This is a genomic window from Alkalimonas collagenimarina (assembly GCF_030717845.1).
Classification (GTDB): Bacteria; Pseudomonadota; Gammaproteobacteria; order Enterobacterales; family Alteromonadaceae; genus Alkalimonas; species Alkalimonas collagenimarina.
Window position 1 is genome coordinate 1 of record NZ_JAUZVZ010000009.1, and the last position, 21,720, is coordinate 21,720.

General features: G+C 48.8%; 21 protein-coding genes. 13 read left to right on the forward strand and 8 right to left on the reverse strand.

Going from position 1 to position 21,720, the window contains the following annotated elements:
- Nucleotides 1–121: 121 nt before the first annotated feature.
- The gene (locus Q3O60_RS07720; protein ID WP_305893337.1) at nt 122–1,048 is read left to right on the forward strand and encodes an MlaA family lipoprotein; all 927 of its coding nucleotides are present in this window, start codon (nt 122–124) and stop codon (nt 1,046–1,048) included.
- Entirely contained in the window at nt 1,032–3,458 is a 2,427-nt protein-coding gene (locus tag Q3O60_RS07725; protein WP_305893338.1) for an efflux RND transporter permease subunit, read from the forward strand. Before Q3O60_RS07720 ends, Q3O60_RS07725 begins: the two co-directional genes overlap by 17 nt.
- Nucleotides 3,459–3,495: 37 nt before the next feature.
- On the opposite strand, the gene srmB is transcribed toward Q3O60_RS07725, so the two are convergent.
- The gene (gene srmB / locus Q3O60_RS07730; RefSeq protein ID WP_305893465.1) at nt 3,496–4,716 is read right to left on the reverse strand and encodes an ATP-dependent RNA helicase SrmB; all 1,221 of its coding nucleotides are present in this window, start codon (nt 4,714–4,716) and stop codon (nt 3,496–3,498) included.
- An 80-nt stretch (nt 4,717–4,796) separates the two neighbouring features.
- On the opposite strand from srmB, the gene Q3O60_RS07735 reads away from it, so the two are divergent.
- Nucleotides 4,797–5,516: a tRNA1(Val) (adenine(37)-N6)-methyltransferase gene (locus tag Q3O60_RS07735; RefSeq protein ID WP_305893339.1), complete on the forward strand. Its 720-nt coding sequence runs from the start codon at nt 4,797–4,799 to the stop codon at nt 5,514–5,516.
- On the opposite strand, the gene fldB is transcribed toward Q3O60_RS07735, so the two are convergent.
- A complete protein-coding gene (fldB, locus tag Q3O60_RS07740; protein ID WP_305893340.1) occupies nt 5,513–6,028 on the reverse strand; it encodes a flavodoxin FldB in 516 nt (171 codons plus the stop codon). The genes Q3O60_RS07735 and fldB overlap by 4 nt on opposite strands.
- A 156-nt stretch (nt 6,029–6,184) precedes the next feature.
- Here fldB and xerD point away from each other — a divergent pair, with 156 nt between their 5' ends.
- The 5 genes from xerD to lysS all read left to right on the forward strand — a co-directional run bounded on the left by xerD (nt 6,185) and on the right by lysS (nt 12,333).
- Nucleotides 6,185–7,096: a site-specific tyrosine recombinase XerD gene (gene xerD / locus Q3O60_RS07745; protein ID WP_305893341.1), complete on the forward strand. Its 912-nt coding sequence runs from the start codon at nt 6,185–6,187 to the stop codon at nt 7,094–7,096.
- Nucleotides 7,097–7,120: 24 nt separating this feature from the next.
- Complete coding sequence (gene dsbC / locus Q3O60_RS07750; protein WP_305893342.1) at nt 7,121–7,840, forward strand: bifunctional protein-disulfide isomerase/oxidoreductase DsbC; 720 nt, start codon at nt 7,121–7,123, stop codon at nt 7,838–7,840.
- A 4-nt stretch (nt 7,841–7,844) separates the two neighbouring features.
- The gene (recJ, locus tag Q3O60_RS07755) at nt 7,845–9,566 is read left to right on the forward strand and encodes a single-stranded-DNA-specific exonuclease RecJ (RefSeq protein ID WP_305893343.1); all 1,722 of its coding nucleotides are present in this window, start codon (nt 7,845–7,847) and stop codon (nt 9,564–9,566) included.
- Between the two features lie 83 nt (nt 9,567–9,649).
- Nucleotides 9,650–10,748 (forward strand): peptide chain release factor 2 gene (gene prfB / locus Q3O60_RS07760; RefSeq protein ID WP_305893344.1). Its coding sequence is split into 2 segments (ribosomal slippage): nt 9,650–9,724 and nt 9,726–10,748, totalling 1,098 coding nucleotides; the frame shifts between segments, so codons are not numbered across the junction.
- A gap of 67 nt (nt 10,749–10,815) precedes the next feature.
- Nucleotides 10,816–12,333 carry a lysine--tRNA ligase gene (gene lysS / locus Q3O60_RS07765; RefSeq protein ID WP_305893345.1) on the forward strand — a complete coding sequence of 506 codons (1,518 nt, stop codon included), beginning with the start codon at nt 10,816–10,818 and terminating at the stop codon, nt 12,331–12,333.
- Nucleotides 12,334–12,396: 63 nt separating this feature from the next.
- Here lysS and ispB read toward each other — a convergent pair whose 3' ends face one another.
- A complete protein-coding gene (gene ispB, locus Q3O60_RS07770; protein ID WP_305893346.1) occupies nt 12,397–13,368 on the reverse strand; it encodes an octaprenyl diphosphate synthase in 972 nt (323 codons plus the stop codon).
- A gap of 213 nt (nt 13,369–13,581) precedes the next feature.
- On the opposite strand from ispB, the gene rplU reads away from it, so the two are divergent.
- The 5 genes from rplU to Q3O60_RS07795 all read left to right on the forward strand — a co-directional run bounded on the left by rplU (nt 13,582) and on the right by Q3O60_RS07795 (nt 16,484).
- Nucleotides 13,582–13,890 carry a 50S ribosomal protein L21 gene (gene rplU, locus Q3O60_RS07775; protein WP_305893347.1) on the forward strand — a complete coding sequence of 103 codons (309 nt, stop codon included), beginning with the start codon at nt 13,582–13,584 and terminating at the stop codon, nt 13,888–13,890.
- Nucleotides 13,891–13,907: 17 nt separating this feature from the next.
- On the forward strand, nt 13,908–14,165 hold the full coding sequence (gene rpmA / locus Q3O60_RS07780) for a 50S ribosomal protein L27 (RefSeq protein ID WP_305893348.1): 258 nt from the start codon (nt 13,908–13,910) through the stop codon (nt 14,163–14,165).
- Nucleotides 14,166–14,359: 194 nt separating this feature from the next.
- Nucleotides 14,360–15,532, forward strand: a complete 1,173-nt coding sequence (gene cgtA, locus Q3O60_RS07785; RefSeq protein WP_305893349.1) for an Obg family GTPase CgtA — start codon at nt 14,360–14,362, stop codon at nt 15,530–15,532.
- A gap of 12 nt (nt 15,533–15,544) precedes the next feature.
- Nucleotides 15,545–16,042 (forward strand): type 3 dihydrofolate reductase, encoded by a 498-nt coding sequence (gene folA, locus Q3O60_RS07790; protein ID WP_305893350.1) that lies wholly within the window; start codon nt 15,545–15,547, stop codon nt 16,040–16,042.
- A 67-nt stretch (nt 16,043–16,109) separates the two neighbouring features.
- Nucleotides 16,110–16,484: a DUF3718 domain-containing protein gene (locus Q3O60_RS07795; RefSeq protein WP_305893351.1), complete on the forward strand. Its 375-nt coding sequence runs from the start codon at nt 16,110–16,112 to the stop codon at nt 16,482–16,484.
- Nucleotides 16,485–16,555: 71 nt separating this feature from the next.
- Here the strand turns inward: Q3O60_RS07795 and Q3O60_RS07800 are convergent, their stop codons facing one another.
- The 5 genes from Q3O60_RS07800 to pdxA all read right to left on the reverse strand — a co-directional run bounded on the left by Q3O60_RS07800 (nt 16,556) and on the right by pdxA (nt 21,719).
- On the reverse strand, nt 16,556–18,568 hold the full coding sequence (locus Q3O60_RS07800; protein WP_305893352.1) for a methyl-accepting chemotaxis protein: 2,013 nt from the start codon (nt 18,566–18,568) through the stop codon (nt 16,556–16,558).
- Between the two features lie 133 nt (nt 18,569–18,701).
- Nucleotides 18,702–19,505 carry a symmetrical bis(5'-nucleosyl)-tetraphosphatase gene (locus tag Q3O60_RS07805; RefSeq protein ID WP_305893353.1) on the reverse strand — a complete coding sequence of 268 codons (804 nt, stop codon included), beginning with the start codon at nt 19,503–19,505 and terminating at the stop codon, nt 18,702–18,704.
- A gap of 9 nt (nt 19,506–19,514) precedes the next feature.
- The gene (apaG, locus tag Q3O60_RS07810; RefSeq protein WP_305893354.1) at nt 19,515–19,904 is read right to left on the reverse strand and encodes a Co2+/Mg2+ efflux facilitator ApaG/CorD; all 390 of its coding nucleotides are present in this window, start codon (nt 19,902–19,904) and stop codon (nt 19,515–19,517) included.
- Nucleotides 19,901–20,716, reverse strand: a complete 816-nt coding sequence (gene rsmA, locus Q3O60_RS07815) for a 16S rRNA (adenine(1518)-N(6)/adenine(1519)-N(6))-dimethyltransferase RsmA (RefSeq protein WP_305893355.1) — start codon at nt 20,714–20,716, stop codon at nt 19,901–19,903. Before rsmA ends, apaG begins: the two co-directional genes overlap by 4 nt.
- A 1-nt stretch (nt 20,717) precedes the next feature.
- Nucleotides 20,718–21,719 (reverse strand): 4-hydroxythreonine-4-phosphate dehydrogenase PdxA, encoded by a 1,002-nt coding sequence (gene pdxA, locus Q3O60_RS07820; protein ID WP_305893356.1) that lies wholly within the window; start codon nt 21,717–21,719, stop codon nt 20,718–20,720.
- Nucleotide 21,720: the final 1 nt, after the last annotated feature.

Consider the following 21,720-nt stretch of genomic DNA (forward strand, 5'->3'; position numbering starts at 1 on the left):
CACCTACGGGTGCTTTTTTTGTGCCTGTAAAACCCCTATGGCCTAAGGTTTATCGTGCTATGCTGCCAGGTATCAACGGGTGCAGCTGGCACTGTTAAGTTACCTTAGGCGGAGTATCAGAATGAAATATCGTTATAGCCTTATTTGGCTGCTGATGCTTGGCTTGGCAGGATGTGCCAGCAAGCCGGAACCTGCTACTGTCGACAACGGTAGTCAGAAGGCCAGTGTCAGCGAAGTTGTTCAGGATGGCAGTGCTGACGAGAACAAAGCGAAGTCAAAGACTGAGCGCGAACAAGTTAGTGCGGCAAAGCAGTTATCTGCTGGCAAGACGACCCGGATCACCACCTCACAAGGCACTATCGATATTGAGCCAACCGTGGTGGATATGGAGCCGTTGGCTGAGGATGCAGAATCTGGAGCTGATCCCACCTCGCTGTATCATGATCCACTTGAAGGCTGGAACCGGGCGGTTTTCAGCTTTAACCATGTGTCTTATACCTATGCTTTAATTCCCTTGGCTAAAGGGTACGAGACCGTGCTGCCAGCACCGGTGCGTGATAAGGTCGGTAATGCCTTTGCTAATATTCGTGAGCCACTCAACCTGGTAAATAACACCCTTAGCGGCGAAATGAAAGGGGCTGGGGCGAATTTCAGCCGTTTTGTGATCAATTCCACCATTGGCATTTTTGGTTTGTTTGACCCGGCGACGGCCTGGTTTGATATCAATAAATCAAAACGAAGCATTGCCGATACACTTGGTCACTACAACGTTGGGCATGGTCCTTATATCGTGCTGCCTATCTTAGGCCAAAGCGATTTGCGTGGAGCCACCTCTGTGGTCGGTGAGGCGGTATTTCACCCGCTGAATCAGCTGGTTACTACGCCGGATATTTATTACCTGCAAGGGGTCAATATTATTAATACCTTCTCGGACCGTGCTGACCTTTATCAAACCTTGTATGAGCAGGCGGAAGACCCTTACATTTATTTTCGTAACCAGCATGTGCAAGGCATAAAACGGGATCAAGCTTTTGTTAAGCCAGACTAAGCAAAGCGGTATTACTCAATCTTTAGCAGCGGTCATCGTACGCTGCCGCTGGGCCATTATTGTGTTGTTTGTGCTGTTGATTGCACTACTCAGTGCATTTTTATCGCAGTTTCGCATTGATGCCTCTGCCGACACCCTGCTGGTTAAAAACAATCCTCTTTTTATAAAAAGCCAGCTGGCAAATCAGCGTTTTTCACCCGATGAATTTATCCTGGTCGCCTACCAGCCGAAAGATGGTGAGCTATTCTCAGAGCAAACCTTTGCCGATATCACGGCCTTAAGTGCCGACTTTGCCAGTTTAGAGCGGGTCAGCTCAGTCACCTCCATGTTAACGGTGCCATTGCTATCGGATGCCAGCGTGTTTACGTCTGGTACCGATGTCGCCAGCCTGACCTGGCAGCAACAGCAGTACTCACCTGCGCAGATGCGCCAGTTGTTGACCGACCACCCCATTTTTACTGATTTATTGCTGAATAAAGCACAAACTGCGGCCGGTATTCAGATTGTGTTTGCGCCTGATGACAAGCTTACCGAGCTGGAGCAACAGATACTGGCAATTCAGCAGATCACGTTAAGCCAGGAGCTTACTAAAAGTGAACAGGCTGAGCTTGATAAGCTGCAACAAAAGGCGGATCCGCTCAGGCAGCAACTGACCGAACAGCGCCAGCAGGAGATTGAGCAAATTGCTCAGTTTACCCGGCAGGTCAGCGAGCGGGCGGATACCTATACCGGTGGGGCCTATGTGGTGGGCCAGCACCTGATCACGATGATCAAAAGTGATTTAATCACCTTCGGTCTGGCGATAGCGATGATTATTGCGTTATTACTGCTGGTGATTTATCGCAGTTGGCGGTGGGTGTTTTTCCCGTTATTCAGTTGCGCAGTCAGCGTGCTGCTCACCTGTGGTTTGTTTGGGCTGCTGGATATTCGTACCACCGTTATTTCGGCCAATTTTATTGCGTTGCAACTTATTTTAACTCTGGCCGTGATGATCCATCTGTTGGGAGCTTACCGGGAGGTCGCCCGCGATAATCCAGACTTTACCCAGCAGCAGCGGGTAAGCGGTATGCTGGAGCAAAAGATTTCGCCGTGTTTCTATGCCACCCTAACGACATCCGTTGGCTTTGGCTCCCTTATTTTCAGCGGTATCCAGCCAGTGGCTGACTTTGGCTTTATGATGCTTATAGCTATGTTGATCACCATGAGTGTCAGCTTACTGTTATTTCCGGCACTGCTAAGTTTATTGAAAGCTCGCACGGAAACCTCTGAGTTTGGCTGGTTACAGCAAGGTTTGCAGCAAGCTGCGATGTTAGTTAAGCGTGCGCCTTACTTCATCATGCTCACGGTGATGCTGGTGTTTTGTGTTATGGCCACGGGCATCAGCCGGTTAAACGTAGAAAATAGTTTCATTCATTATTTTGCCAAAGACACTCTGGTGCACCAAGAGTTGGCGTTTATCGACCAGCACTTCGGCGGTTCTACTCCACTGGATATAGTCATTACACTGGACCCGGCAAAATCGAAGCCTGATTTGGTGATCAGTGCGGAGCAGCTTAATCAATTGCACCTGGCCCATGCAGCAGTGAACGCCTTTGAAGCAAGCGGTAGCGTTACCTCGTTGATAAACTTTACTACACTGGCCAGGCAGTTAAACCAGGATCGGCCACTTACCGAGTACGAGCTGGACACGATTTATAAACTGCTCAGTACTGAAGTCACCGAGCAACTGGTGGGCGCCTATTTAGCTGAGTCACCTGAACAGGTCAGAATCGCCACCCGTATTCAGGATACGACTGAGGATTTAAATCGTGAGCAGTTGATGCAGCAACTGAACTCTGATCTGCAAAGTGTTGGTTTAGCGGCTGAGGATTATCAGCTGACTAATTTATTTGTGCTGTATCAGGATATTTTATCCCGTTTAGTTGATTCACAGGTCATCACCCTGGGTCTGGTCTATCTGGTGCTAGGCTTGGTATTGCTGTTTATTTTCCGCTCGCTGAAAATTGCGCTGATTGCACTGGTACCCAATGTACTGACCACACTGGGGATTATCGGCTTAATTGGTTGGTTGAATATTCCGCTGGATTTAATGACCATTACCATTGCAGCCATCGCCATGGGCATAGCGGTGGATGATACCATTCACTTTCTTCATACCTATCTGCAGCAGCCAGCTGAGGATGCGATTAGTACCACTTTTCAGCATACCGGCCTGGCCATCGTCTATACCTCGGTGATTATTGCCACTGGCTTCGCAGTCTTTGGTTTTTCAGATTTTCTACCCAGTGTTTATTTTGGCATTCTGACAGCCGCGGCGATGTTAATGGCGTTATGTACCAATATCAGCATTTTACCGGCCATGTTGCAGCGTTTTGTGCTTGTAGCAAAGCAGCCAGATGCCGGCCAATAATGTGGATGCCCTTGCTGCTATACGTATGAGGGGGTAATCACTTCTTCGTTTTACTTTTTGCGCCAGTTTTCTTCTTGGTGGCTACTTTTTTCTTTTTCACCGGTACTTTGGCTTCTTTGTGCTTTGGCCGTAAGCCTTCGATAAAACGTCGTTTTAACTTTTGTTCGGTATAGCGTTCGATTTTGGCCAGTACCGCCATATCGTGGGCTTCGATCAGTGAAATTGCGATACCTTTTTTACCGGCCCGGCCGGTACGGCCAATACGGTGCACATAGATATCAGCGGTGCGGGGCAGATCGTAGTTAATCACGTGGCTAATATCATCGATATCCAGACCGCGCGCTGCGACGTCGGTGGCAATCAAAACCGGCGACTGACCTTGTTGAAAGCGAAAAATCGCTTGTTGGCGTTTATCCAGTGGCATGTCACCTTGCAGCCAGCAATTGCGAATGCCTGCGGTTTGCAGTTGACCTGTCAGTTGAGCCAGCCGCTCTTTCGTTTTAACAAAGACGATGGCTTTTTGCACATCTTCTTGTTTTAACAGATGAATCAATAACGCTAATTTGTGCTCGGTGTCATCAGCCAGATGAACCCACTGAGTGATTTTGCCGCGCTCACGCCGTGGTGGCTCGGCTTCAATGCGCTCTGGGTTGTTGAGTGAATGACCGGCAAAACGTTCCAGATTCGAGCCTTCTAAGGTGGCAGAAAACAGCATAGTTTGCTTTCGGAGCTTGGCTTCCAGCACGATGCGATTCATTTCACCAATAAAACCCATATCCAGCATACGATCGGCTTCATCGAGGATCAGCACTTCTACATGCTCGGCCTGAAAGGTTTCTTTATCCAGGTATTCGGTTAGGCGGCCCGGAGTCGCTACTAACAAATCATTGTTTTTGGTGAGCACTTCATCATGGCTGCCATAATTGATACCACCCGTGATCACCCCTGCATTTAAATCGGTAAACTGAATGAGTTTTTGAATTTCTTGATGCGTTTGATAGGCCAGCTCGCGAGTTGGCGTCATAATTAACACTCGGGCAAAACCAGGTGAGCGGCGAGGGAAGTCCAGCAAATACTGAATTGCGGGCAACAGAAACGCTAGCGTTTTACCAGTGCCAGTCGGTGCGCTTGCCATAATATCGCGCGCTTCTAAAGCGATGGGCAACACCAACTCCTGAATTTGAGTGGCTTGCTTGAAGTCGGCTTTTTGCAGGGCTCGTAACAGTGCTGGGTCTAAATCAAATTCATCAAATTGCATGGGACGCTCTATCGGTTTAATCACCCGGCTTGGAGTGACAAGTTCACTGCTGCCATTTACACTTCGCACTGGAGGTTGCCATGACAGCAGGGTTTCAATGTAAACAATTTTTTATCGCTCATCAGCATTGTGCGATGAAAGTCGGTACGGATGCCATGCTGCTTGGTGCCTGGGCTCAGCTGCCAACGCAAGGTGCTGTGTTGGATATCGGCTGTGGCAGCGGCATTCTTAGTTTGATGCTAGCACAGCGTAGTCATGGTCAACTTCGTATCGATGCACTGGATCTGGATGATGGCGCTGTACTGCAAACGCAGCTTAATGCGCAGGTTTCACCGTGGCCATCCGCCATTCGAGTACTGAAACAAGATATTCTAACCTATCAGCCGACAGAACGTTACTCTTTGCTGATCTCGAACCCGCCTTATTTTCATCAAGCCTTGCCTGCGGCAAACCCTGCCCGGCATCGAGCGCGCCATAGTGAGCAAATGCCTTGGCCGGATTTGTTGCAGCATGCCGCTCAGTTGATTGATGTCGAAGGGTCTTTTGATCTGGTTATCCCGTTTGAAGCCGCCTCTTCGCTGATATCGCTGGCTGCTGAGCACGGCTGGCAGCCGGTGCGAATGACTCAAGTACAAAGCAAAGCAGGCCGACCGCCGATCCGATGCTTGTTGAGTTTGCAGCGATTGTCATCGCAAACAGCTCTGAATGGTTCGGTCACTTCGTTGTGCATTACCGATGCTAATGGTGACTACACGGCGGACTACCGTCGTTTGTTGCATGATTTTTATCTGAAGTTTTAGAGCTGTTCTAATTCTGCCAGTAACTGAGCGACCCACTGTTGTAAGCGCTCATCAGTGAGTTCGTACTGGCTCTCGTCATCGAGTGCTAAGCCATAAAACCACTCGCCATCCTCGGTCAGTGCTTTGGAGGCTTCAAACTCATAGCCTTGATTGGGCCAGAAACCAATCCGGTCACAGCGGTTGTGAGCAATTGCATGGTGCAGCATGCCCAGTGCATCCTGAAACCATTCGGTGTAGCCGACTTGATCACCCATGCCATAGAGCGCTATAACGGTATCGTTAAGATCAAGCGCACTGATTTCAGGCCAGCGAGCCTCCCAGTCTTCTTGCAGTTCACCAAAGTCCCAGGTGGAAATGCCTAAGATCAGGATGTCATAATCTTGCATCCGTTCCAGTGGCGTATCTTTTAAATTGTGCAGTTGTACTAAATCAGCACCGAGTAGCTGCTGAATTTTTTCTGCCACCATTTCGGTATAGCAGGTACTGGAGCCATAAAAGAGCCCAATGTGCATGGCTAAACTCATCATTATTTCGAGGGCGAAGGGTTGGAATTGTAACAGATGCCTGACGGAGGAAAAAGCATCGCCTCACTGAGTTAAGCGGCAATGCGCTATGACATTGCTTTCAGTTCGCGGTAAGATAGCAACGTATTTGTGTAGAGAGACATTATGGCCGGCATTCCCCCAGCGGATCAGCAATTAATAGCACAGTTTCTGGACCAACTCTGGCTGGACTCTGGCGCGAGCAAGAATACGCTGATGGCCTATGGCACAGATCTTAAAAAGTTCGCCCTATTTTTGCATGCCAATCAAGCAGCTGACGAGACGTTACTGCCTGCGGATAGCCAAGCCATTGAATACTTTCTGGCCTGGCGTCAGGATAAAGCCTACAGTCCGCGTAGCACGTCCCGAATGTTGAGTAGCCTGCGCCGTTTCTATGGCTGGCTGCAACAGTCCGGGCAGCGGCCGGATCATCCGGTGCAGCATACCCATAATCCTAAAGCAGGGCGGGCTTTACCGAAAACCTTATCGGAAGCTGAGGTCGATGCGTTGCTGGCGGCTCCTGATTGCAATGAGGTTATTGGGCTGCGGGATAAAGTGATGCTGGAAGTGCTTTATGCGGCAGGTCTGCGGGTCAGCGAGTTGGTTGGTTTGACCCTGGGTCAGGTGAATCTGCGGCAGGGAGTGCTGATGGTGCAAGGTAAAGGCGGTAAGCAACGGCTGGTGCCGATTGGTGAAGAAGCGCAGGACTGGCTGCAGCGCTATCTGCAGTATGGTCGGGCCGACTTGCTGCATCGTCCTTTGGATGTGGTATTTCCAAGTAGTCGCGGCCAGCCAATGACCCGGCAAACCTTCTGGCATCGTATTAAGTTCTACGCTAAGGTTGCCGGTATTCAGAGCCAGTTGTCGCCTCATACCTTGCGACATGCTTTTGCCACGCACTTGCTGAACCATGGTGCCGACTTACGAGTTGTACAAATGTTGCTAGGTCATAGTGATCTGTCAACGACGCAAATTTATACGCATATAGCGCAGGCTCGATTAAAAAGCTTGCATCAACAACATCATCCCAGGGGCTAAGCTGGGCGAGAAGGAAATGACGACATGACACTGTTAAGACTACGACTAATCCCATTGCTTGCTGCATGTGTGCTATCTATTGGAGGCCTGCAGGCAGAAACTGCATCTGATTTTGACGAGGCAGTGATTACTCAGCAGCTGACGCAACTGGGATTGCAGGTCAATAGCGTCTCTGCATCGCCGGTGAAAGGATTGGCACAAGTATTCACCAACCGTGGCTTGTTTTTTATTAGTAATGACGGTGCTTATTTCTTTGAAGGGAGTGTGTTTGATATCCAGAATCGTCAACTGGTCAATGAGCAGCAAATGCGGCCATTTCGTCAGCAGGAACTGGAACTGCACAAGGATTATATTGAGTACAAGGCCAAAGACGAACAGCATGTGGTGACTATTTTTACGGACCCGAGTTGTGGTTATTGCCGCCGTTTACACAATGATATGAAAGATTACAATAACGCAGGGATCACGGTGCGGTATCTGGCCTTTCCTCGTGGTGGCTTGCAGTCTGAAACCAATGATGAGTTGGAAGCAATCTGGTGCGCGCGTGATAAAAACAGCTCGATGGACCGTGCCAAGGCAGGCCGTTCGGTCAGTTCGATAGATTGCCGTAACCCGGTAGCCAATCATTACGCCTTGGGGCAGTCGTTTGGTGTCACGGGCACACCAGCCATCGTATTGCCTAGTGGGCAGTTAATCCCTGGCTATCAGCCAGCGAATGCGTTACTTCAGCAGCTGAATAATTAATCGGATGGAAACCACCTTACGCCAACGCGATGTTCCCGATGCGCAATTGCCTGCAGCGATACACCCAGTGTTGCAGCGTTTGTATGCCAGTCGGGGCATTCAGTCTGAACTGCAATTAGCCCGTTCTGCAGCGCATTTATTGCCTTGGCAGCAATTGAAAGGGATCGACAGCGCTGCTGAGTTGTTGGTGACTGCGTTGCATGAGCAGCAACATATTGTCATCGTAGGTGATTTTGATGCGGATGGTGCGACCAGCACCGCCGTATTGATGGCTGGCCTGAGAGCCTTTGGTTTTAAGCATCTGGAGTATTTGGTGCCGAACCGTTTTGAATACGGCTATGGCCTGACTCCGGAAATCGCCGAATTGGCGGTGGCGCAAGGCGCTGAGTTGATCATTACTGTCGACAACGGCATTTCTGCCATTGAAGGCGTTGCTTTTGCTAAAGCGGCGGGTGTACGGGTATTGGTGACTGACCACCATCTGGCTGGTAATGAGTTGCCTGCCGCCGATGCCATTGTCAACCCAAATCAACCTGGGTGTCCTTTCCCTAGTAAGGCGTTAGCGGGTGTGGGCGTAGCGTTTTATTTGCTATTGGCGCTTCGAGCCTACCTGCGCGAACAAGAGTATTTTACCCAGCAAGATCGAGCCATGCCTAATTTGGCTGAGTTGTTGGATTTAGTGGCACTCGGCACCGTTGCCGATGTGGTGCCCCTCGATAGCAATAATCGTATCTTGGTGCATCAGGGCTTGCAGCGGATCCGCAGTGGCAAGTGCCGGCCGGGTATTCAGGCTTTAATTGATGTAGCCAACCGCTCTGCCAGCCGGTTAACCGCAAGTGACTTTGGCTTTGCTTTGGCGCCGCGCTTAAATGCGGCCGGCCGGCTGGATGATATGGCGCTGGGGATCAGCTGTTTGTTGGCCACAGATTTATCTTTTGGACGGGAAATCGCTGCTCGGTTGGATGAACTTAATGTCGAGCGTCGTGCTATAGAGCAGAGTATGCAGGTTGAAGCACAGCGGTTTTTGCGGGATTTAAGCTTAGACCCTGCAGAGTTGCCTAGTTGTTTATGCTTGTATCAGGCGGATTGGCACCAAGGGGTGATCGGTATTTTGGCAGGTCGGCTAAAAGAACAGTTTCACCGGCCTGTTATTGTATTTGCTCAGGGGGATGCTGGTGAGCTAAAAGGCTCAGCGCGTTCGATCCCTGGTTTGCATATTCGAGATTTGCTGGAAGAAATTTCCAGCCAGTACCCCGGCTTAGTCAAAAAGTTCGGTGGCCATGCCATGGCTGCGGGATTAACCATTGATGAAGACCGGCTGGATACCTTTCAACTGGCATTGGATTTTATCGCAAAGCGCCGAATCAGCGCCGATTTACTGATGGCCGAGCTTCTGACCGATGGTGAGTTGCCGGCGGATTGCTTTGCTTTGGAGTTTGCTGAATTACTACAGCAATCAGGGCCTTGGGGGCAGGCTTTCCCTGAGCCAGTGTTTGAAGGCGAGTTTAAGTTAGTGCAACAAAAAATGCTGGCCGATAAACATTTAAAATTGATGCTGCAACACCCCAATGGTCAGTTGTTTGATGCGATTTGGTTTAATGCCGATCGCAAAAGCTGGCCGGATGTTAACATTCAGCAGGTCAAGCTGGCGTATCAGCTGGATATTAATGAATTTCGTCAGCAGCAAAACCTGCAATTATTGGTGCGATACATGGTAGCCGTATAAACGGCGAAAACTACTGCCCCTTGGCGTGGAAATTTGCTACAATCCACGCCAATTTTTGATGCAGTGCAAGGTTCGAGTTATCCATGTTTGAAGTCAATCCAGTTCATCAGAGTATTAAAGATGTTACCGAGCGCACTGCGGTGCTTCGGGGGTATCTTTGACTACGATACCAAGCAAGAACGGTTAGAAGAAGTTTCCCGCGAATTAGAAGATCCTGCCATCTGGAACACGCCAGACAAAGCACAAGCTCTCGGTAAAGAGCGCTCAGCTCTGGAGTTGGTGGTTGGTACTATCGACAAGCTGGAGCAAGGGGTCGAAGATGTGGCTGGCTTGGTTGAGCTCGCGGTCGAAGCGGAAGATGAAGAAACCTTTGATGAGGCGAAAACCGAGCTAAATGGGTTGGTGCAGCAACTGGAAAAACTGGAGTTTCGCCGCATGTTTTCTGGTTCGCACGATGCGTCCGATTGCTACCTGGATATTCAGTCGGGTTCGGGCGGCACTGAGGCGCAGGATTGGGCCAGCATGTTGATGCGAATGTATTTGCGCTGGGGTGAAGATAAAGGCTTTAAACCAGAGCTATACGAAGTGACTGATGGCGATGTCGCTGGCATTAAAGGCTGTACCATCAAGTTTAGTGGCGAATACGCCTATGGTTGGCTGCGCACCGAAACCGGCGTGCATCGCCTGGTTCGCAAAAGCCCGTTCGATTCCGGTAATCGACGTCATACCTCCTTTGCTTCGGTGTTTGTGGCGCCAGAAGTCGACGATGATATTGAGATCGAGATCAATCCGGCAGATCTACGGATCGACACCTATCGCGCTTCAGGCGCGGGTGGTCAACACGTCAACCGAACTGATTCAGCCATTCGTATCACCCATTTACCGACCAATACCGTGGTGCAATGTCAGAATGACCGTTCACAGCATAAAAACCGAGATAATGCATTTAAGCAATTACGTGCCAAGCTGTATGAGCTGGAGTTGCAAAAGCAAAATGCTGAGAAACAAGCGCTGGAAGATACCAAATCGGATATCGGCTGGGGCAGTCAGATCCGTTCTTATGTATTGGATGATTCGCGTATTAAAGACTTGCGCACCGGCATTGAAACCCGCAATACCCAAGCGGTGCTGGATGGCAATCTGGACAAATTTATTGAGGCCAGCTTAAAAGCTGGATTGTAATTGACGACACGGCATGGAGGCCGTGTCACGACAGCAACTAATCAACTTTATCGCAGGAATACTGAGCATGTCAGAGCAGAATACCCCAGAGCAAGCCGTACCAGACGTCAATAAACTGATCGCTGAGCGAAAAAGTAAGCTGGCCGCCTTGCGTGAGCAGGGGCAGCCTTTTCCGAACGATTTTCGTCGTGACAGCTTGTCTAGTGATGTGCTGGCAAAATACGATGCGCTGAGTAAAGAAGAGCTGGAAGCCAAGGCCGTTAAGGTTAGCCTGGCTGGGCGAATGATGACCCGCCGTATCATGGGTAAGGCTAGCTTTGCCACCATCATGGATATGGGCGGTAAAGTGCAGGTGTATGTAGCACGCGATAGCCTGGCTGAAGGCTTTTACAACGAGCAATTTAAAAAGTGGGATCTGGGTGATATCGTTGGGCTCACGGGGACGTTATTTAAAACTCAAACGGGCGAGTTGACGGTTTGGGCCAGCGACATTCGCTTGTTGACCAAGGCACTGCGTCCATTGCCAGATAAGTTCCATGGTTTGAGCGATCAGGAAGCCTGCTATCGTCAGCGTTACCTTGACCTTATTGCCAATGAGCAGTCGCGCAAGACTTTCCTGATCCGCAGCAAAGCGGTGGCTTATATCCGCCAGTTTTTTGCCACGCGGGATTTTCTCGAGGTGGAAACTCCGATGCTGCAAACCATTCCTGGTGGCGCTTCGGCTCGTCCTTTTATGACGCACCACAATGCGCTTGACCTGCAAATGTACTTGCGTATTGCGCCTGAGTTGTATTTAAAGCGTCTGGTGGTTGGTGGTTTTGAAAAAGTATTTGAAATCAACCGCAACTTCCGCAATGAAGGATTATCGACCCGGCATAACCCGGAATTCACCATGCTGGAGTTCTACTGGGCCTATGCCGATTACCGCGACTTGATGGATCTCACTGAAGAGTTGTTCCGAGGTCTGGCGCTTAGTGTGCTTGGCCAAACTGAGGTACCTTATCAAGGTGAGGTGTACGACTTTGGCCAGCCTTTTGCCCGTTTATCGGTGACGGATGCCATTTTAAAGTACAACCCTACGGTGACCGCTGAGCAACTGGCGACCCGGGAAGCAGCGGTTATCGTAGCGAAAGGTTTAGGCATTGAAATCAAAGACAGCTATGGTCATGGCCGGGTGTTGATTGAAATCTTTGAAGAGACCGCAGAACACCAGTTAAAGCAACCAACCTTTATTACTGAGTATCCGGCTGAAGTATCACCGCTGGCGCGTCGTAACGATGACAACCCGGAAATCACTGACCGTTTCGAGTTCTTTATCGGTGGTCGTGAGTTAGCCAATGGCTTTAGCGAGCTGAATGATGCCGAAGATCAGGCTGAGCGTTTTCGTGAACAAGTGAAACAAAAAGATGCCGGTGATGACGAGGCCATGTTTTACGATGATGATTTCGTCACTGCCCTTGAGCATGGCTTACCGCCGACGGCAGGGCAGGGTATTGGTATCGATCGCTTGGTGATGTTACTGGCAGATACACCATCGATCCGTGATGTCATCCTGTTTCCGCATATGCGACCGGAAGGCAAGTAAGCACTGAACCTAAAAAAACCAGCAATCAGCTGGTTTTTTTAGGGGCAATTGATATGGCCTTTTTTAGCTTGAGCGGCCAATCGATAGTTCAGCCAGCTGGTGCAAAGCCTCTTTGTAGGGAGAGTCTGGCAAAATAGCTAACGCTTGCTTGGCTTTATCTGCTTCTTGTTCTGCTTTATTTCTGCTGTAATCAAAAGCACCAGTTTCATGCATGGCAGCCATAATGGCATCGAGATGTTGCAGACCATTGTTTTCAGTGATGGCTTGGCGGATTAACGCTTGTTGCTCGTTAGTGCCATGTTTCAGGGCATGGATCAGAGGCAGAGTGGGTTTGCCTTCGGCTAGATCATCGCCAATATTCTTGCCAAGCTCCGCACTATCCGCCTGATAATCAAGTACATCATCAATTAACTGAAAAGCTGTGCCTAAATGCACGCCATAAGCTTTCATAGCGTCGATTACTTCTACGGACTGATCAGCCAGAATAGCAGCCAGTTGAGTCGCTGCTTCAAAGAGTTTGGCTGTTTTGCAGTAGATCACCTGCATATAATTCTCTTCAGAAGTGTCGGCATCATGCACATTCATCAGCTGGAGTACTTCACCTTCAGCAATTTTGTTGGTGGCATCGGCTAAAATTTCCATTACTTCCATGCGTTCGAGCGACACCATCAGCTGAAATGCACGGGTATATAGGAAATCACCAACCAGCACACTGGCCTGGTTGCCAAATACGGCATTGGCTGTTTCTTTACCACGGCGCAAGGTGGATTCGTCGACCACATCATCATGCAACAGGGTCGCGGTATGGATAAACTCGATAATGGTGGCCAGGGTAATATGTTGCTGGCCTTGGTAGCCAACCGCTCTGGCTGCAAGAGTGGTGAGGAGTGGGCGCAGCCGCTTACCACCACTATTGACAATATAGATGCCTAGTTGATTGATTAAAGCAACATCCGATGTCAGCTGTGAAAATATATGTTGGTTGACTGCAGTCATGTCATCCTGACTTAACTGCCGGATCTGCTCTGGTAACATCAAAAAGCCATTACGAATAAGGTGGTATGGTGGCGCAATTCTACACCAAGGTAGGGTGCTTCTAAAAGCAAAACGGGATCCTTTTACCATCGGGTTGATCTTTTTCTAATTTGTACTTGCGGGGCTAGGGGAAATTGCGTACAATTCGCGCCCTGTGAATTGAATTAACACGCCTCTTTATTATGCACAGGCGTGCTTTGTACGGAGTTAATTATGTACGCGGTTTTCCAAAGTGGTGGTAAACAGCACCGTGTGACTGAAGGTCAGACTCTGCGTCTGGAGAAACTGGATTTAGAAACCGGCGCCACAGTCGAGTTTTTGCCTTTGATGGTTGCTAATGGTGAAGAAATCAGCATTGGTACCCCAGTAGTCGAAGGTAGCAAAGTGGTTGCGGAAGTGGTCAGTCATGGCCGTCACGATAAAATCAAAATCGTGAAGTTCCGTCGTCGTAAGCATTCACGTAAGCAGATGGGCCACCGCCAGTGGTTCACTGAAGTGAAAATTACCAGCATCAGCGCGTAAACGAGGAGTACTAAACCATGGCAAGTAAAAAAGGTGTAGGTAGTACCCGTAACGGACGCGACTCAGAAGCGAAACGCCTTGGTGTGAAACGCTTCGGTGGTGAATCTGTATTAGCGGGTAACATCATTGTTCGTCAACGTGGAACCAAATTCCACGCAGGTAACAACGTAGGTATGGGTCGTGATCATACTTTGTTTGCCTTGACTGACGGCAAAGTACAGTTTGAAGTGAAAGGTGAACACAACCGTAAATACATTAGTATTGTCGGCGAGTAAGCTTCAACTCTGTATCAAAACCCCGCCTTGTTGCGGGGTTTTTTGTATCTATAGCGTTTCCTCTTCAGCAGTTAGGTACCCTGGCCAGCACTAAGCAGCTGAGCTGACTGCCGTTTCGGGCCGTTTGGGTATATACTGAGTCTTAGTTTGTTGCAGGTGTGACAGGCGGCATTGTTTTAATCAGGTATTCATACATGAAATTTGTAGATGAAGCCGAGATCCGGGTTGAAGCCGGTGACGGTGGTAACGGAATAATCAGCTTTTTACGTGAAAAATTTATTGCCAAAGGTGGCCCAAATGGCGGCGATGGTGGGGATGGTGGTGATGTCTATCTGATCGCAGACACCAATCTGAACACCTTGGTCGATTATCAGTTTGAGCGCTTTCACCGGGCTGAACGTGGCCAGAATGGTATGAGTAAAAACTGTACCGGCAAGCAGGGTGAAGATCTTGAACTACGGGTACCAGTTGGTACAAGAGCCATTGATGTGGATACCAATGAAGTAATTGGTGATTTGACCGCGGCTGGACAGCGCTTACGGGTTGCTAAAGGCGGCTGGCATGGCTTGGGCAATGCCCGCTTTACCAGCAGCACCAATCGGGCTCCGCGCAAGAAAACCAATGGCACTCCGGGTGAAATTCGTAACTTGCGACTAGAGCTGATGTTGTTGGCGGATGTTGGCTTGTTGGGTTTGCCAAATGCAGGTAAATCAACGCTCATCCGTGCGGTATCGGCAGCTAAGCCAAAGGTGGCTGATTATCCATTTACTACTTTAGTCCCTAATCTTGGTGTGGTGCGTGTTGAATCCTACCGCTCCTTTGTGATTGCGGACATTCCCGGTTTGATTTCCGGTGCTTCAGAAGGAGCAGGCTTAGGCATTCAGTTCTTACGTCACCTTGAGCGTTGTCGCTTGTTATTGCATCTAGTGGATGTCTTGCCGGCGGACGGTTCTGACCCGGCCGAGAATGCGCAAGTGATCGTACAAGAACTGGAAAAATACAATCAAAAACTGGCTGCTAAGCCACGCTGGCTAGTGTTTAATAAATCTGATCTGGTGCTGGAGGATGAGCTGGAAGAGACCATTGCGCAAGTGACGGCCGCATTAGATTGGCAAGGTCCCGTCTTTACCATTGCTGCAGCCAGCAGCACCGGAACGGCTGATCTCGCTAAAGCGGTACTTGAGTATCTGGATCAGTTGCCAAAAGAAGATGCACAGGCCGATATTGCCAACCCAGAGCAGTTCAAGTGGCACGATGATGAGCCAACTAAGCCTATACCTCGTCGGCGCCCTGATGAAGACGAGAATGACGACGATGATGATGAAGACGATGATGATTATGATGTTGAAGTTATTTATCAGCGTTGAGGTGGTATTGGCATGAAGATATCTATGATTGCCGCCATGGCGGCCAACCGCGTTATTGGGCTTGATAATCAAATGCCTTGGCATCTGCCAGCCGATTTGCAGCATTTTAAACGTCTGACCAGCGGTAAAACGGTATTGATGGGACGCAAAACCTATCAATCGATAGGAAAAGCCTTACCCAACCGCCGTAATCTGGTGATTAGCCGTCAGCCAGAACCCGAGCAGAGCGATGCTGAATGGTTTGATAGTCTGGACGCTGCTTTAGCTCAGGTGACGCCAGATGAAGAATTAATGGTGATGGGTGGCGCTGATATTTATCGCCAATGTCTAGCAAAGGCACAGCGTTTGTACCTGACCTTTATTGATGCCGATGTGGAAGGTGATACCTGGTTTCCTGATTATGAAACTGAAGCCGATTGGCAGTTGGTTGATGAAGCAAAGCACCTACCTGATGAGAAAAATCCATATAATTATCGCTTTGTTACATTAGAGCGAGTGGCAAGTCAGTAGATTATTTGCGCAGGGTGCAACATATTGCTACTATGATTTAATAGCGTTATTGATTAAGGAGAAGTAGATGAAGTTGTTACCTTCAATTGTCTGTGGGGCTGTTGTCGCCGGAGCGCTTTTGCTGGCTCCACCAGCTGTTGCAGATCAGCAGTTAGCTGCTTCCATGTGTGACTACGTTGCTGCCGATGACCGAAATCGTTTTCGTAAAGTATTAAGTGATTACCGTTTACGGTTGCGTAATATTTATGATGGCGTTATTTGCAATGGGGAAAGCTTGGTACGCCATGCTTTTCGAAGTGGAGCCAATGATGTTGGTGAGTTTATTATCCGTCAGTTACCAGGCTCACAGTTAGCTGATTCGGGTGATGTAGAATGGGCTCAAGCCAATGGTTTTGCAGAGACTGATTTATTTGCTTCATTACAAGATCGCGCTGGTAGCTAGTTTATTTCAGACATAAAAAAATCCGCCAAATGGCGGATTTTTTTATGTCTTTCATGCAGCTGGATGATGCACTACACTTTAAACTGATCGACCGATTGGCGAAGCTCTTCTGCCAAACGAGCGACTTCGTGGCTCGAATCGGAGGTTTGCTCTGCGCCAGAAGCTGTTTCTTCTGCGATAGAGACGATGGATTCAAGCAGTTGACTAATATCATTAGCAACCTGATTCTGTTCTTCAGCGGCATGAGCAATTTGCTCGCTCATATCACGAGCTTGATGGACAGCATGGGTAATAGAATCGAGAGCTTTGTCTTGAATATCGGTTTGCGCGACACAGTTCTCGGCTTGTTTCTTACCTTTTTTCATCGCTTCAACCGCATTTTGAGCGCCTTTTTGCAGCACTTCTATCATGGATTGAATTTCCTGGGTTGAATCTTGCGTTTTACTGGCCAAAGAGCGAACCTCATCGGCAACTACAGCAAAACCCCGGCCTTGCTCACCGGCACGGGCGGCTTCGATAGCAGCATTGAGTGCCAACAGGTTGGTTTGCTCGGCAATGCCCCGGATTACATCCAAAATGCTGCCAATAGACGCACTGTCTTGATTTAGCTTATTAATGACGATGGATGCTTGTTCAACTTCATTGGACAAGTCGGTAATAATACCTTTATTGGTTTGCGAAATGCCCTTCACACGCTCTGCTTCGCTATCTGCATTCTTAATCTCAGCCAGTGCATCACCTGCACTTTGCATAACACCCTGTGAGGTGCTGCTCATCTCGGTGGTGGCGGTGGCTGCCTGAGTCACTTGAGATTTCTGCTCTTTAATAGCACCACTGGTTTGTACGGTGATGGCCGACGTTTGCTCGGAAGCTGCAGCGAGTTGAGTTGAGCGGGAAATAATGCCCTTAATCAGTTGCTGCAGGCTATCAATAACCTTGTTGCAGTTCCTTGCCAAATCGGCAAATTCATCAGAGCCCGAAGCATCAAGTTTACGCGTTAAATCTCCGGAGGCGACCACACCCAAAATTTCATTTACTTTATGCAGTGGCAGCGTAATGCTTCGCACGGTCCAGATGGTGATGATGATAGCGAGTACTATGGAAATAAGCATCACTATAAAATTAAAGGTAACAGCATTACTGACATTAGCAGTTGCACCTTGCTGGATCTGATTAGCTGCGCTGCGTGCTTGCTCTAATAAGGCGGCTAACTGACTCAGGCCAGCATTGGCAAGTTGCTCTGTTTGCTCGAGCAAACTGGTTGCATCTGCAATAGCCTTCAGATGCTGCTCCTTTAGACGGGTCAGACCATTAGTACCAGACAATAACTGCTCGATTTCAGCAACCTTTTCTGCCAGATCGGATACTAGATCCACACTGCCACCCGCTTGCTGCTGAATAGTTGCAAACTGTTCAGTTAATTCGTTTAACCGGAAGTTTAATTCGTTGCTTACGGTACCTACTGTCGATGCGTTTTCAGTTCGAATAAGATCTAATGCGGTACTTACTAATGTATTTACCCCCATTTCAATCTGGGTTGCAGCTTGATATGCCTCAGGAAATCGATTTCGGACATCACGTACATCTGTAAAATCGAGAATATACATTGCTGCATCATCAGCTGCCATTTCTAAATCTGACATCTGGCTGTTCAATTGATCACGTAACGTGAGTCGTGTGGTGAGCTCAGAAAAAAGCTGATTGGTGACAGGTAAGAAATCACCATAGGTTGTGGTGACTTGATTGAACGAGTCACGCAATTGAGGCTCTTGTTGCAAGGCAGCTTGCAATGCTTGAGCTGCCTTATCAAAGGCGTCTCTTTCTTGACTAAATTGTGTCTGTAAGCTCTGGATTTCGGAGACTTCATTGGCATAGTAAGCTTGCAATGCAATTTTACTCATAATAATGAATTCATTTTGCAATGCTGCGCTGTTCTCCAGTGCAGGGATGGATACATCATTCACCTGAGTGGTGGAATTGTTGATGCTGTTGAGACTCAGGTATGCAGAAATACCTAAGATTAAAAGCAACAAAGAAATGATGCCGAAGCCACCAATCACCCTAAGCGCTACCGTTAACTTCATAAAGACTCCCGATGGACTGGTCAAGAAGGTATATATAAATAGTGAGTTGAATCAACTACTAGTGTAGCCAAATTCATGCTAAATACCAACGCGTAATAGGACATGACCATGGTTTATCGCTTAATCTTGGCCATTATTTCTGGTATCCGCTTACACTATACCGCTGTTTGGTTTGAATACAATAGGCGGTTAACTGATTGCCCCAGACACATCCGGTATCCAATGCTTCAACTTTTGGGTGCGGACAGTTGCCATTGAGCGCTGCCCAATGACCGACCAGTAAAGTCGTTTCGCTGTTTCGCGGCCAAAAATCATACCACGGCAACAAAGCGCCATGGTGTTGTGGTGCCCCTTTATTGGTGAGTTCTAATGCTCCATCTGCACGACACAGTCGCATTCGAGTTAATGCATTAATGGTGAAACGCCATTGCTCCGCTGGGGATTGAGCATCTTGCCAGCGCGCTGGTTCATTGCCATACATCTCGCGGCACAACTGCTCTGGATTTCTTTTTAGGAGAGAAGAGATACACTCTGCATGTTGCATGGCTTCTGACCTGCTCCACCCTGGTGGAATACCCGCATGCACCATCAATACAGTTTCCGTTGGGCTATGAATGAGCGGTTGTTGGCAGAGCCACTCAATGAAGCTGGCGTAATCAGGGTGGCTTTGTAACACTTGCAATTGATCGGTTGCTTTAACCCGGCCATAACCATAAAAACTGGCAATCAGGTTTAAGTCATGGTTGCCAAGAACTGTGATGGCGGTGGCCCCGAGGCTGCGGATAAAATGCAGGGTCTCAAGTGATTTTGGGCCTCGTGCGATCAAGTCACCGCAAAGCCATAATTGATCATCTGCTTGATTGAATTTAATTTTCTCCAGCAGGAGCTGCAATTCATCATAGCAACCCTGAATATCGCCTATTGCGTAGGTAGCCATCAGAGTGATTTAATTTAAAATATTAGGAATAGCAAGCCGGAACAGTGGGATATCCACTTTAAACTCCTGTGGCTGATCAGCCTGGGTGCTGCTTTTCATCACATAATGGCCCTGCATGGTGCCAACTGGCGTATCTAATACGGCGCCACTGGTGTAGCTGAAGTGTTCATTGGGAGCTAATGTTGGTTTTTCACCAACGACACCCTCACCATCAACTTCAACTTGCTGGCCATTAGCATCGCTAATTAACCAGTGTCGTCGAAGCAGCTGAACGGTATGCTCCCCTTTATTGTGAATGCGAATGGTATAAGCAAAGACATATCTGTTTTGCTCAGGATCCGATTGAGCACTGACATAAAACGTTTCGGTTTCAATTTCAATCGCTGTTGACATGGTCATGAATTTTGGTCCTGTTGCGTTTTTAGCCACTGAGCAATACGGATAAAGTCGGTGACTGACAATTGTTCTGCCCGCTGTCCCGGATCGAGCTGCAAAGCGAGCAACTGCTCTGCTGTCGCAATATTGGCTAAGCAATTACGCAAGGTTTTCCTTCGCTGATTGAACGCTTCTAAACAGACGTGATTCAAAAGGTGGACAGGGACGACTTCATGTTCTGGTCGCTGTTTTGGAATTAACCGAACCACTGCTGAGTCTACTTTTGGAGCCGGTTTGAAAGCGCCGGGACCGACTTCTACAACAGGCATTGCATCGCAATAATACTGCGTCATCACACTCAGACGACCAAAGGTTTTGCTGCCAGGCCCGGCAGTCATACGCTGCACTACTTCTTTTTGCAGCATAAAGTGCATATTCTCGATGTGAGCGCAGTAACGAAATAAATGAAACAAAAGTGGTGTGGAAATATTGTACGGCAAATTACCAAATAGTTTAAGTTTTTGGCCGGGTTTGACCAGTTGGCCAAAATCATACTTCATGGCATCGGTTTGAATGATGGTGAGCTTGTTGGCCATCGTTGGGTGCTGCTGCAGTCGGGCTGCGAGATCGCGGTCTAGCTCTATCACCGTTAGATGATCCGTCAGCTCAGCGACTGGCTCCGTGATAGCACCGAGCCCGGGCCCGATTTCAATGAGGTTTTCGCCTGGTTGCGGGCGTATGGCCTTGACGATGCGTCCTATCACCACAGGATCGTGTAAAAAATTCTGGCCAAAACGTTTTCTGGCTTTATGTTCTGCTGGGGAGTGGGCCTTCATGTTAAGGTTTCCGTTGAGGCATGCTGGTGACTTTGCAGAGTTGGATCGCTTGTTCAACTGCATGCAATAAACTGCCTGGGTCGGCTTGGCCGGTACCGGCAAGATCCAATGCAGTGCCGTGATCGACTGAAGTACGTATGAGTGGCAACCCGAGGCTGATATTGACGGATTTACCAAAACCCATGTGTTTCAGTACAGGTAGCCCCTGATCATGGTACATCGCTAATACAGCGTCGGCATCATTTAGGTATTTGGGTTGAAACAAGGTATCGGCAGGCAGTGGGCCAATCAGATCCATACCCTGAGCGCGTAATGCATCCATGGTTGGTATCATCACATCAAGTTCTTCCCGGCCCAGATGGCCATTCTCACCAGCATGGGGGTTGAGGCCGCAGACGTATATACGTGGTTGGGCGATACCAAACTTATGCTGCAAGTCTTGATGCAGTACTTGCAACACCACTTGCAGTCGTTCGGCAGTAATTGCTTTAGCGACATAAGCCAAAGGAATATGGGTGGTTGCCAGAGCTACCCGTAAGCCTTCCGTTGCCAACATCATCACCACATGGCTACTATTGCATTGGTGGGCAAAAAACTCGGTGTGTCCGCTAAAAGGGATACCCGCCTGATTAATAATGCCCTTATGGACCGGACCGGTGACAATAGCGTCAAATTTGCCCGCAATAGTGTGCTCGCCAGCGAAACGTAATGTCTCAACCACATAAGGCCCATTGGCTTCATTCAGTTGGCCAGACAATACTGCCTCGGCGGTGCTGAAGTGAGCGAGGGTTAACGTACCTGCTCGTTGTGGCTGAGCCGGCTGCGTTGGTTGGTAAGGCAAAAGCTTAATGTGCAGACCTAACTGCCGGGCGCGTTGCTGGAGCATTTCGCCATCTCCGCACACGACCAACTCAACGGGCCAATCCTGACGGGCCAGTTGCAGAATCAAATCTGGGCCGATACCCGCAGGCTCGCCTGGCGTTATGCCTATGCGCAGTGTCATC

Bases quoted from the DNA above. Each gene is read 5' to 3' on its own strand.
- Q3O60_RS07720 (WP_305893337.1), top strand. From the start codon at position 122: ATGAAATATCGTTATAGCCTTATTTGGCTGCTGATGCTTGGCTTGGCA.
- srmB (WP_305893465.1), bottom strand. From the start codon at position 4,716: ATGCAATTTGATGAATTTGATTTAGACCCAGCACTGTTACGAGCCCTG.
- Q3O60_RS07735 (WP_305893339.1), top strand. From the start codon at position 4,797: ATGACAGCAGGGTTTCAATGTAAACAATTTTTTATCGCTCATCAGCAT.
- fldB (WP_305893340.1), bottom strand. From the start codon at position 6,028: ATGCACATTGGGCTCTTTTATGGCTCCAGTACCTGCTATACCGAAATG.
- xerD (WP_305893341.1), top strand. From the start codon at position 6,185: ATGGCCGGCATTCCCCCAGCGGATCAGCAATTAATAGCACAGTTTCTG.
- dsbC (WP_305893342.1), top strand. From the start codon at position 7,121: ATGACACTGTTAAGACTACGACTAATCCCATTGCTTGCTGCATGTGTG.
- recJ (WP_305893343.1), top strand. From the start codon at position 7,845: ATGGAAACCACCTTACGCCAACGCGATGTTCCCGATGCGCAATTGCCT.
- lysS (WP_305893345.1), top strand. From the start codon at position 10,816: ATGTCAGAGCAGAATACCCCAGAGCAAGCCGTACCAGACGTCAATAAA.
- ispB (WP_305893346.1), bottom strand. From the start codon at position 13,368: ATGTTACCAGAGCAGATCCGGCAGTTAAGTCAGGATGACATGACTGCA.
- rplU (WP_305893347.1), top strand. From the start codon at position 13,582: ATGTACGCGGTTTTCCAAAGTGGTGGTAAACAGCACCGTGTGACTGAA.
- rpmA (WP_305893348.1), top strand. From the start codon at position 13,908: ATGGCAAGTAAAAAAGGTGTAGGTAGTACCCGTAACGGACGCGACTCA.
- cgtA (WP_305893349.1), top strand. From the start codon at position 14,360: ATGAAATTTGTAGATGAAGCCGAGATCCGGGTTGAAGCCGGTGACGGT.
- folA (WP_305893350.1), top strand. From the start codon at position 15,545: ATGAAGATATCTATGATTGCCGCCATGGCGGCCAACCGCGTTATTGGG.
- Q3O60_RS07795 (WP_305893351.1), top strand. From the start codon at position 16,110: ATGAAGTTGTTACCTTCAATTGTCTGTGGGGCTGTTGTCGCCGGAGCG.
- Q3O60_RS07800 (WP_305893352.1), bottom strand. From the start codon at position 18,568: ATGAAGTTAACGGTAGCGCTTAGGGTGATTGGTGGCTTCGGCATCATT.
- Q3O60_RS07805 (WP_305893353.1), bottom strand. From the start codon at position 19,505: ATGGCTACCTACGCAATAGGCGATATTCAGGGTTGCTATGATGAATTG.
- apaG (WP_305893354.1), bottom strand. From the start codon at position 19,904: ATGACCATGTCAACAGCGATTGAAATTGAAACCGAAACGTTTTATGTC.
- rsmA (WP_305893355.1), bottom strand. From the start codon at position 20,716: ATGAAGGCCCACTCCCCAGCAGAACATAAAGCCAGAAAACGTTTTGGC.
- pdxA (WP_305893356.1), bottom strand. From the start codon at position 21,719: ATGACACTGCGCATAGGCATAACGCCAGGCGAGCCTGCGGGTATCGGC.